The organism is Chthoniobacter flavus Ellin428, from assembly GCF_000173075.1.
GTDB lineage: Bacteria > Verrucomicrobiota > Verrucomicrobiia > Chthoniobacterales > Chthoniobacteraceae > Chthoniobacter > Chthoniobacter flavus.
The window spans coordinates 20411-30556 of the sequence record NZ_ABVL01000044.1 but is presented as its reverse complement, the minus strand read 5'-3'; the positions used below and the strand labels follow the sequence as shown (position 1 = coordinate 30556).

Here is a 10146-nt window from a genome sequence, read left to right as displayed (position 1 = left end):
GAGCGCCATCTGTATCAACGTGCAAACACCGCGCAAAGATGTGGGTAATGCTTAGTCGCCACCGGGCACTCCGCTCAAAATGACACACGCATGGTCCCTCGGGTCGATTCCGAAAAAATTCCTTGCCGCCCGACCCGATTCATGGCACATACCAACCAGTTAGTATGTCGAAACGCTCATCCTCTTCCGCTGTCTCTACCCGGAGCAAATTGCTCGATGCCGGGGTGGAGCTCATTCGCGCTCGGGGCTACAATGGCACCACGGTCGACGATATTTGCACGGCGGCAGGCGTGACCAAGGGCGGTTTCTTTCACTATTTCGAGAGCAAGGAAGCCGTGGCGGAGGAAGCCTTCACGGCTTTTGGCGAAGCGCGGACGGAACTCTTTCGCACGGCGCCGTTCCGTGAGATCGCCGACCCGTTGGAACGTATTTTCGCCCGGTTGGATTTTGAGAAGTCGCTGATCGATTCCTCGGCGAAGACGAAAGGTTGCATGGCGGGGATGCTGGCCCAGGAATTGGCGCTCAGCCGCAGCGAGTTTCGCACGGCTTGCCGCGAGTACTTTGACCGCGTCGCGGATGATTGGGCGAAAGATCTCGCCGCCGCGAAGGCGTTTTACGCTCCGCAAGCCAGCTTCGATCCCCGAGCCGTAGCGCTGTTCTATCTAGGAATCGGCCAGGGATCGCAAATCCTCGCCAAATCTTTTGGGAACAACGAAGTGCGCCTGGCCAACATCGAGCATTTTCGCACCTATCTGTCCTGTCTGCTGGGCGTGGGCACCGGGAGCCGCGCTGGACAGAAGCGCAAGGCCAGCATCGGCACTGGTAGCTAACGGCTGCCATCTCGAGATCAGGAATATGAACGCCCATTTTTTGCCAGCAAAACATACCATCCGGTTGGTATGTATCGCACGAATCATCCCATAACCCTCGTCCGCCATGTGGATCGTCAAAATCGCCCTCAGCCGCCCCTACACCTTCATCGTCCTGGCGTTGCTCATTCTGTTCCTCAGCCCGGTGGTCATTCGCCGGACACCGACGGACATTTTCCCGAGCATCAATATCCCCGTCGTTTCGATCGCGTGGTCCTACACCGGCCTCAACCCGGAAGACATGGAGGCGCGCATCACCACGCCTTTCGAAAAGGCGCTGACCACGCTGGTGGATAACATCGAGCATATCGAATCGACGACCTACAACGGCGTCTCGGTGGTGAAGGTCTTCCTCCAACCGGGCGCGAGCGTGGATACGGCGAATGCCCAGGTGGTGGCGGCCTCGCAGTTCATGCTGCGCTTCCTGCCGCCGGCGAGTCTGCCGCCGGAGGTCATCAACTTCAGCGCGTCGAGTGTGCCGATCGTGCAGATGGGCCTGTCGGGCAAGGGCCTGTCGGAGCAGCAGTTGAACGATGTGGGTATGCAGTTCGTCCGCACGCAGATCATCACCGTGCCCGGCGCCGTGGTGCCGCTGCCCTATGGCGGCAAGCAGCGCCAGATGATGATCAATCTCGATCAAAACCTCATGCAGTCGAAGCACATCACTTCCAATGACGTGCTCAAGGCGGTGAATGCGCAAAACCTGATCCTGCCCAGCGGCACAGCGAAGATCGGCAACAGCGAACTCGACGTGCGCTTGAACAGCGCACCGCGCAGCCTGCCGGAGCTAGGCCAGATCCCGATCAAACAAACCGGCGCCACCACACTCTACCTGCGGGACGTCGCCACGGTGAGCGACGGTTCCGCGTTGCAGACCAATGTCGTGCGGCAGGATGGCCATCGCGGCGTGCTGCTCAGCATCCTGAAAGCCGGGACCGCTTCCACGCTGGATGTGGTGCAGGGTGTCCGCAATCTGCTGCCGCGCATCGCCGCGATCATTCCGCCGGAGGTGAAAATGACCTTCGTCGGTGATCAATCCACTTTCGTTCGCGCGTCGATCAATAGCGTGGTCCGCGAAGGCACCATCGCCGCCGCGCTGACCGGCTTGATGATCCTGCTCTTCCTGAGCAACTGGCGCGGCACGCTGATCATCGCGCTCTCGATTCCGCTCTCGGTGCTCTCTTCGATCCTCGTCCTCAGCTTCCTGCACGAGACGATCAATATCATGACGCTCGGCGGGTTGGCGCTGGCGGTCGGCATCCTCGTCGACGACGCCACGGTGGAGATCGAAAACATCGAGCGCAACCTGCGGATGGGTAAAGAAATCCGCCAGGCGATCCTCGACGGCGCGCAGCAGATCGCGGCGCCGGCCTTCGTCTCCACGCTTTGTATCTGCATCGTCTTTCTCCCGGTCTTCCTGCTCGGCGGCGTGGCCCGGCATCTCTTCGTGCCACTCGCGGAGGCGGTGGTGTTTGCCATGCTGGCTTCCTATCTTCTTTCGCGCACACTCGTGCCGACGCTGGCGATGTATCTGCTCCGCCACCACGAGCAGCATCACGAGATAAAGGGCTTTTTCGGGCACGTGCAGTCGCTCTTCGAGCGCGGCTTCGAAGGCGTGCGGCAACGTTACGAACGGATCCTGCAGGGCGTCGTCGAGCATCGCGCGGTCTTCATCCCGGTGTTCCTCGTGCTCTGTCTCAGCGCGGCACTGCTGGTGCCGTGGCTTGGGCAGGACTTCTTCCCGGCGGTCGATAGCCCACAAATCGTCCTGCACGTCCGCGCGAAGACGGGCACACGCATCGAGGAAACGGCGCGGCTCTGCGACTTCGTCGAAAATTCCATCCGTCACGTGATCCCTGCGCGGGAACTCGACAACATCCTGGATAACATTGGCCTGCCGTACAGCCCGATGAATACGATGCACTCCACCTCGGGTGTGATCGGCGCGAACGACGCCGATATCTTCATCTCGTTGCGCGAAAAGCATCGTCCCTCGGCGGATTACATCCGCGAGCTGCGCAAGTCGCTCCCGCGCGAATTTCCCGGCGCCACCTTCTATTTCCTGCCGGCGGACATGGTCACCCAAATCCTCAACTTCGGCCTGCCGTCACCGATCGATATTCAGATCGAGGGCAGCAACGTCCAGGCGTCCCATCAGATCGCCGAGAAGATGCTCGCCCAGATGCGTCACATCCGCGGACTCGCCGATCTGCGCATTCAACAACCGCTGGATTATCCGACCCTGCAAGTGGACGTGGACCGCACGAAAGCCTCGCAGGGCGGTTACACGGAACAGGACGTGGCTTCGACCTTGGTGAATACGTTGAGTGGCACGTTCCAGGTGTCGCCGATGTTCTTCGTCAATTGGAACAACGGCGTGAATTACAACCTCGTGGCGCAGACGCCGCAGTACCGCATGCAATCGGTCGCCGATCTGCAGAACGTCCCGATTGCTTCGCTGGCCACGCCGAATCCGGAAATCCTCGGCGACGTCGCCTCGATCCAGCGCTCGCACGAGATGGCCGTGGTCACGCACTATAACATCCGGCGGACGGTCGATATTTACGGCGCGGTGCAGGATCGCGATCTCGGCGCGGTCAATCGTGACCTCGAGCAATTGGTCCAGGCGACGCAGGCGCAACTGCCGCGCGGCACATTTCTTTCCATCCGCGGGCAGGTGAAAACGATGCACGACTCCTACGCCGGACTGCTCACCGGCCTCGGGTTCGCCGTGGTGCTGGTCTACATGCTCATGGTCGTCAATTTTCAGTCCTGGCTCGATCCCTTCATCATCATCACCGCGCTGCCGGCGGCGCTGGCGGGCATCATCGTCCTGCTCTTCTTCACGCACACCACCCTCAGCGTGCCCGCGCTCATGGGCGCGCTGATGTGCGTGGGCGTGGCCACGGCGAATAGCATCCTGGTGGTGTCGTTTGCCAAGGAACGCCTGCATGAACACGGCGATTCCGTCACCGCGGCGATCGAGGCGGGGGTCACCCGTTTCCGTCCGGTGATCATGACCGCGCTGGCCATGATCATCGGCATGGCGCCGATGGCCATGGGCTGGGGCGAAGGCGGTGAGCAAAATGCGCCGCTGGGGCGCGCGGTCATCGGTGGTCTCTTCTTCGCCACCTTCGCGACGCTCCTCTTCGTGCCCACGGTTTTCAGCCTGCTCCATCGCAAGACGGGAGCGACGCCTTCCTTCCCCAATCCCTCCGTAGAAGCCGACCGGCCTCTGCCGGAAACAGTCCCTGCCTTATGACGACGATCCAAGAACCTGTGACGCGGGCGCGTGATTCGCGCGACACCTCCAATCATCGCGGAACGGCGAGCAATCACCCGTCGCCGCTGCTCCCCCAATCGAAGCATAGTCGCTGGCCGCTCTGGCTCGGCGCCACGGTCGTGCTCTTCGCGCTGGCGGTTTTTCTCGGCATCCGTTCCCGGCAACAGGCCGAACAGCGCCTTACCGAAGTAGCCGAACAAGCCGCGACTCCCACCGTGAATGTGACCTCTCCGAAACCGGAGGCCGCCGCCGAGGAGATCGCGCTGCCCGGCAATACCCAGGCATTCAACGACACGCCGATCTATGCGCGGGCGAACGGCTATCTGAAGAAATGGGTTGTCGATATCGGCGCGCGGGTGAAAGCGGGGGATTTGCTCGCCGAGATCGAGGTGCCTGAACTCGACCAGCAATTGCACCAGGCGGAGGCGGACCTCCAGACCGCGCAGGCGAATCTCGACCTGGCCAGGCTCACGAACACCCGCTGGCAGGATCTGCTCGTGCATCGCGTCATCTCCTCGCAGGAAGCCGACCAGGTGAAGAGCGACCTTGGCGTGAAGCAGGCCACCTATGTCGCCAGCGAGGCGAATGTGCGCCGCTTGCAGGAGACGCAGAAGTACGAGCGGGTGATCGCGCCGTTCGATGGGATCATCACCGCGCGGGGGACGGATATCGGCGCGCTGGTCGATAGCGGCACGGGGGCAGGCCGCGAATTGTTTCATCTCGCCGCGGTGCACAAGTTGCGGGTCTATGTGGCCGTACCGGAAATCTATGCCGATAGCGTGCTGGACGGCAGCAAGGTGACGCTGACCCAAAGCGCCAACGCCGCGCGCACTTTCACCGGCACGGTTGGGCGGAATTCCAGTGCCATCGATCAGACCACACGCACCTTGAATGTCGAAGTAGACGTCGATAACGATGACGGACGCCTGCTGCCCGGTTCTTATGTCATCGTGCATTTCAAGCTGGCCGGGAACGTGAACTCCGTGACCATTCCGGCGAATGCGCTGCTCTTTCGCAGTGAAGGCTTGCGGGTGGCGAAGGTAGTGAATGGAACGGTCTCGCTGACGCCGATCACCATCGGTCACGATTTTGGGAGCACGGTCGAAGTGACCTCGGGACTGACGGTGAAGGATGTCATCGTGCTCGATCCGTCCGACTCCCTGGCCGAGGGCGCGCACGTGGAAGTCAACGAGCCGGCGAAGTAGGATGGTACGCGAGCGACGGACGCTGGCGTTTTGTGCCACATCCCCCACGGTGAGGAGACACTATCTAATTTCCAAGACAGCAGGTCGATCTGAGGTCGATGAAAGTTGGCAGGAGGGAAAGTGGACCACCCTCACCATTCACAATATCGCGGGAGACGCCGAATCGGTACGTTCCGGCGGCAAGACGGCCACGGTGAAGCTCGCGCGCGATGTATCGATAACACGGGGTGCGGAATTTCGAGGCTGCCATTGAAGCTGGCGGCTTCTTTTCCTGATCGCCAGGAGATCGCCCATTCCCATTCCGATGTTACTCGCCGGTATCAGTGCAGTAATGAGTAAACGGGGTGTTTTAACTCCGCTACCTTATCGGTATATGGAACAGAAGAAATCTTCCGAAAACTCCTGCCGCTGAGCTTTTTGTCTTCACAGAGACATTCCCGATGATTTTCTCTGTCTGCGTGGAAATTCGCAGTCGAGCTACCTGCCGTGCATGAATAGTCCGGTAAAGGATCGCATCAGGATGGTGGTCTTTCTGGTGGAAAGACAGCGTTACGGCCTGCCCTTGGAAATCGTCGAACGAATTCTCCGAGCGGTGGAGGTCACACCGCTGCCCCAGGCGCCGGAAATCGTCCTTGGGGCGATCGACGTGGAGGGGCGCGTCCTGCCCGTGTTGAATTTGCGCCGGCGGCTCGGATTGCCGGAACGGACGATAGAGCCCATCCAGCAATTGGTGCTCGCCCAAACGGCGCGGCGGACCGTGGTTCTGGTGATCGACGAGGTCGTGGAGGTAGCGGAGATGCCGGAGACGGGAATCGTGGAGCCGGCCCAGGTTGCCCCGGGATTGGAGCATCTGCGAGGTGTCGCCCAATTGGCCGACGGCCTGGTCTTGATCTATGACCTGGAACGGTTTCTCTCGCTCGAAGAGGAATGCGCGCTGGATCGTGCATTGGAAGAAGAGGAGGCGACCGATGCCCGCTAGCGGCGTGCCCCCTGCCTGGCGCGCGCAGATCAGTGATTTGATCGCAGGGAAGATGGGACTCCATTTTCCTCCCGAACGTTGGACGGACCTCGAACAGGGCTTGAGTCGCGCCGCCCGGGAATTTGGCCTGCCGGACGCGGCGGCTTGTGCGGAATGGCTGATCGCGGCGAATCTAAGCCAGCGGCAGATCGAAGTGCTGGCCAGCCATCTCACCGTGGGAGAAACCTATTTCTTCCGAGGGAAAAAGACGTTCGATATCCTGGCGGAACGGGTGTTGCCGGAACTCATCAAAACGCGGCAAGGGAGCGAACGGCGGTTGCGTATTTGGAGTGCCGCGTGTTGCACCGGAGAGGAAGCGTATTCCCTGGCCATTCTGCTCAGCCAGTTTCCTGAGCTTGCCGAATGGCACGTGACGATTCTGGCCACGGATATCAACGATCAGTTCCTCGGCAAAGCCCGCGCGGGGATTTATAGCAATTGGTCGTTTCGAGAGACGCCGCCCGAGTTCAAGGCGCGTTACTTTCGTCCGGTGGACGCCGGCCGGTTTGCCCTCCTCCCGGAAATCCGGAAGCGGGTGACATTCGCCCACCTCAATCTCGTGGACGATGTCTTTCCGTCGATCGAGACAGACACCAACGGCCTGGACCTGATCTTTTGCCGCAATGTCTTGATGTATTTCACGCCGTCTCAGGCGCGCAAAGTCGTGGCCAACTTGCACCGTGCCTTGCGGAAGGGGGCGTGGCTGGTCGTCAGTCCCAGCGAGTGTTCGCACGAGTTATTCGGGCAATTCTCGTCGGTGAATTTTCCGGGCGTGGTGTTGTATCGGAAGGAAGAGGCCAAAGGAGCCGCCATCTCTCCGGCGCCAGTGCTACCCGCGACCGCGGCGTCGTGGCGGGACGAGTGGATTCCACCGCTGCCGCTCAATTTTTCGCCAGTCGACTTCGCGCAAGCGGTTGCGGAGAAAGCGCCGGTTGCGGAACCGGAAAAGGAACCCGCGAAAATTCCGATGCCGTCGTATGCGGACGCACAGGCACTTTATGAGAAGGGACTTTACGCCGAGGCGACGGAAGCGTTGCTGGCCAGGATGGGTTCGCGGGATTCCGCGGAACCGCGGGACTTCTCCCTTTTGGCCAGAGCATTTGCCAATCAAGGCCGTTTGCGCGAGGCGCTGGCCTGGTGCGAACGCTGGCTGAAGGACGAGAAGCTCGATACCTCCGGCCACTATCTTCGGGCCATGATCCTGCAGGAACTCGGCGAGCGGGAAGAGGCGCGTCGTGCTCTCCAGCGCACGGTCTATCTGGATCCGGGGCTCGTCCTCGGACATTTCGCGCTGGGCAACCTCGCCCGCGAAAACAGCAGCCAGGCCGAGGCGGACAAGCATTTCACCAATGCGCTACGCCTGCTGCAGCGCTGCCAGCCGGAAGAGATTCTGCCCGAATCTGAAGGACTCACCGCCGCCCGGCTCATCGAGTTCATCGAAGCGATCTCTTCCCTGGAGGCCACATCATGAGAGACGAAAACGAGAAAGCCGCCGCGATCTTGCGGGAGCGAGCCCGCGCCCTGGCCCGAGTGCCGGCGCCGGCGGCGGCTGCCGAAGCGGTGCTGGAAGTGGTCGAGTTCAGCCTCGGCCAGGAGAGTTACGCAATCGAAGGCAGCTACGTGCGCGAAGTCTCTCCCTTGAAAGATCTGACCCCGCTGCCTTGCACGCCGCCTTTCATCCGCGGGATCGTCAATGTCCGCGGTCGCATCCTGCCGGTGCTCGACCTCAAGCGGTTCCTCGACCTGCCCGACAAGGGAATCACCGATCTGCATTGCATCATTTTCGTGCGGGGTCATGACCTCGAGCTCGGCTTGCTGGCGGATGCGATTGGCCGGGTCGGCAGCGTGCCGCTGGATGCCCTGGAGCCGTCGTTGCCGACGCTCACCGGGATTCACGAGCGCTATTTGAAAGGGGTTACCGCGGAACGGCTCATCGTCCTCGACGTCGGGCGCATTCTCAGTGACCCCAAACTCATCGTTCACGAAGAAGTCGAATCCCCACGCGAAAACTCAACCCCACACTGAATATGAAATGGAATGTAGGAACCAAAATCGGAACCGGCTTCAGCATTGCGCTGCTCATTCTCCTCGCCGTCGGCGCCGTCGCGTATCAAAGCGCTGTGAAGCAAACACAGACGGCCACCCTGGTGGATCGCTCGCATCTGGTTCTGCAGAATCTGGAGGGTCTTCTTTCGGCGATGAAGGATGCCGAAACGGGGCAGCGCGGTTTTGTGATTACCGGAGAAGAACGCTATCTCGAACCCTATACGGGAGCGCACGCGGAAGTGACGCAGAGGATTAAAACGCTGCGGGAGTTGACCGCCAACAATCCCAACCAGCAGCAAAGGCTGGATCTGCTGGGGCCATTGCTCGATGGCGACCAGGGGAAATTTCCGGAGCTCCAGAAAATCATCGACGTGCGGCGGGATAAAGTCCAGGGCTTCGACGCCGCGCTCAAGGAAGTCCTGACCGACAAAGGCAAGACAGCGATGGATGAAATCCGGAAGGTCGTCGCGGACATGGAACGCGAAGAAAACACTTTGCTCAAGACGCGGGCGGAAGAGGCCCAGGCCAGCGCGCGCAACGCGACGTTGACCATCCTCATTGGGACGGCGCTGGCCTTTATCGTCACGGCCATCGCCGGATATCTCATCACCCGGAATATTTCCGGTCCGCTGCAAGACCTCACGGGCGTGGCGGAGCGGATTACCATGGGTAACCTCAACGTCGAAGTTGTGCAAAACGGACGAACTGACGAGGTGGGGGTGCTGGCGCAAACGTTTGACCGGATGACCCAGTCCTTGCGTGCGATGGCGGGAGCGGCGGAAAGGATTGCCGCCGGCGATCTGCGGACGAACGTCAAACCGCATTCTCCGGATGATCTTCTCGGCAATGCGTTCGCCCGCATGACGGAGAACCTGCGCGAGCAGATCAAGAGCCTGGTCGAAGGAGCGAATGTGCTGGGCTCTTCGGCGAGCGAGATTGTGGCGTCGACCTCGCAACTTTCAGCGAGCGCCGCGGAGTCTGCCACGGCGGTGAGCGAGACGACGACGACGGTCGAGGAGGTCCGCCAGACTTCGCAGATGGCCAGCCAGAAAGCCAGGGCGGTCGCCGACGTATCGCAGAAAGCGGCGGAAGTTTCCCAAGGCGGACGCAGATTTGCCGACGACGCCATTGCCGGTGTGAACCGAATTCGCCAGCAGATGGAGTCGATCGCCGAAAGTATGGTGCGCCTGAGCGAGCAAAGCCAGACCATCGGCCAGATCATCGCCACCGTGGAAGACCTCGCGGCGCAATCGAACCTGCTGGCGGTCAATGCCGCGATTGAAGCGGCCAAGGCCGGCGAACACGGCCGGGGATTCAGCGTCGTGGCCCAGGAAGTCAAAAGCCTCGCGGAACAATCCCGTCAGGCCACGGGCCAGGTGCGGACGATTCTGAGCGACATCCAGAAAGCGACCACCTCGGCAGTCCTGGCGACGGAGCAGGGAACCAAGGCGGTGGAAGCCGGCGGCAAGCAAAGCGAAGTGGCGGGCGCCACCATTCAATCGCTGGCCAGCACGGTGACGGAAGCGGCACAGACGGCCACGCAAATCGCGGCGTCCAGCCAGCAGCAACTGGTGGGCATGGATCAGGTCGCGACCGCCATGGAGAGCATCAAGCAGGCGAGCACGCAAAATGTGGCCAGTGCCAAACAACTCGAAACTGCCGCTCGGAGCCTCGGCGAACTCGGCCATCGACTCAAGCAGATGGTCGAACGTTACGTCGTTTGAA

7 protein-coding genes are annotated in these 10146 nt (G+C 61.0%); all 7 read left to right on the top strand.

Annotated features, from left to right (window positions below):
- Positions 1 to 164: 164 nt before the first annotated feature.
- The 7 genes from CFE428DRAFT_RS31620 to CFE428DRAFT_RS31590 all read left to right on the top strand — a co-directional run bounded on the left by CFE428DRAFT_RS31620 (position 165) and on the right by CFE428DRAFT_RS31590 (position 10145).
- On the top strand, positions 165 to 830 hold the full coding sequence (locus tag CFE428DRAFT_RS31620) for a TetR/AcrR family transcriptional regulator (RefSeq protein ID WP_006983825.1): 666 nt from the start codon (positions 165 to 167) through the stop codon (positions 828 to 830).
- Positions 831 to 936: 106 nt separating this feature from the next.
- Positions 937 to 4131, top strand: a complete 3195-nt coding sequence (locus CFE428DRAFT_RS31615; RefSeq protein WP_006983824.1) for an efflux RND transporter permease subunit — start codon at positions 937 to 939, stop codon at positions 4129 to 4131.
- Positions 4128 to 5357, top strand: coding sequence for an efflux RND transporter periplasmic adaptor subunit (locus CFE428DRAFT_RS31610; RefSeq protein ID WP_006983823.1), 1230 nt, complete (start codon positions 4128 to 4130; stop codon positions 5355 to 5357). The genes CFE428DRAFT_RS31615 and CFE428DRAFT_RS31610 overlap by 4 nt, the downstream gene beginning before the upstream one ends.
- A gap of 490 nt (positions 5358 to 5847) precedes the next feature.
- Positions 5848 to 6336, top strand: a complete 489-nt coding sequence (locus tag CFE428DRAFT_RS31605) for a chemotaxis protein CheW (protein WP_006983822.1) — start codon at positions 5848 to 5850, stop codon at positions 6334 to 6336.
- Positions 6326 to 7846 carry a CheR family methyltransferase gene (locus CFE428DRAFT_RS31600; protein WP_006983821.1) on the top strand — a complete coding sequence of 507 codons (1521 nt, stop codon included), beginning with the start codon at positions 6326 to 6328 and terminating at the stop codon, positions 7844 to 7846. Before CFE428DRAFT_RS31605 ends, CFE428DRAFT_RS31600 begins: the two co-directional genes overlap by 11 nt.
- On the top strand, positions 7843 to 8400 hold the full coding sequence (locus CFE428DRAFT_RS31595; RefSeq protein WP_006983820.1) for a chemotaxis protein CheW: 558 nt from the start codon (positions 7843 to 7845) through the stop codon (positions 8398 to 8400). The genes CFE428DRAFT_RS31600 and CFE428DRAFT_RS31595 overlap by 4 nt, the downstream gene beginning before the upstream one ends.
- A gap of 2 nt (positions 8401 to 8402) precedes the next feature.
- The gene (locus tag CFE428DRAFT_RS31590) at positions 8403 to 10145 is read left to right on the top strand and encodes a methyl-accepting chemotaxis protein (protein ID WP_006983819.1); all 1743 of its coding nucleotides are present in this window, start codon (positions 8403 to 8405) and stop codon (positions 10143 to 10145) included.
- The last annotated feature ends 1 nt before the right edge of the window (position 10146 follow it).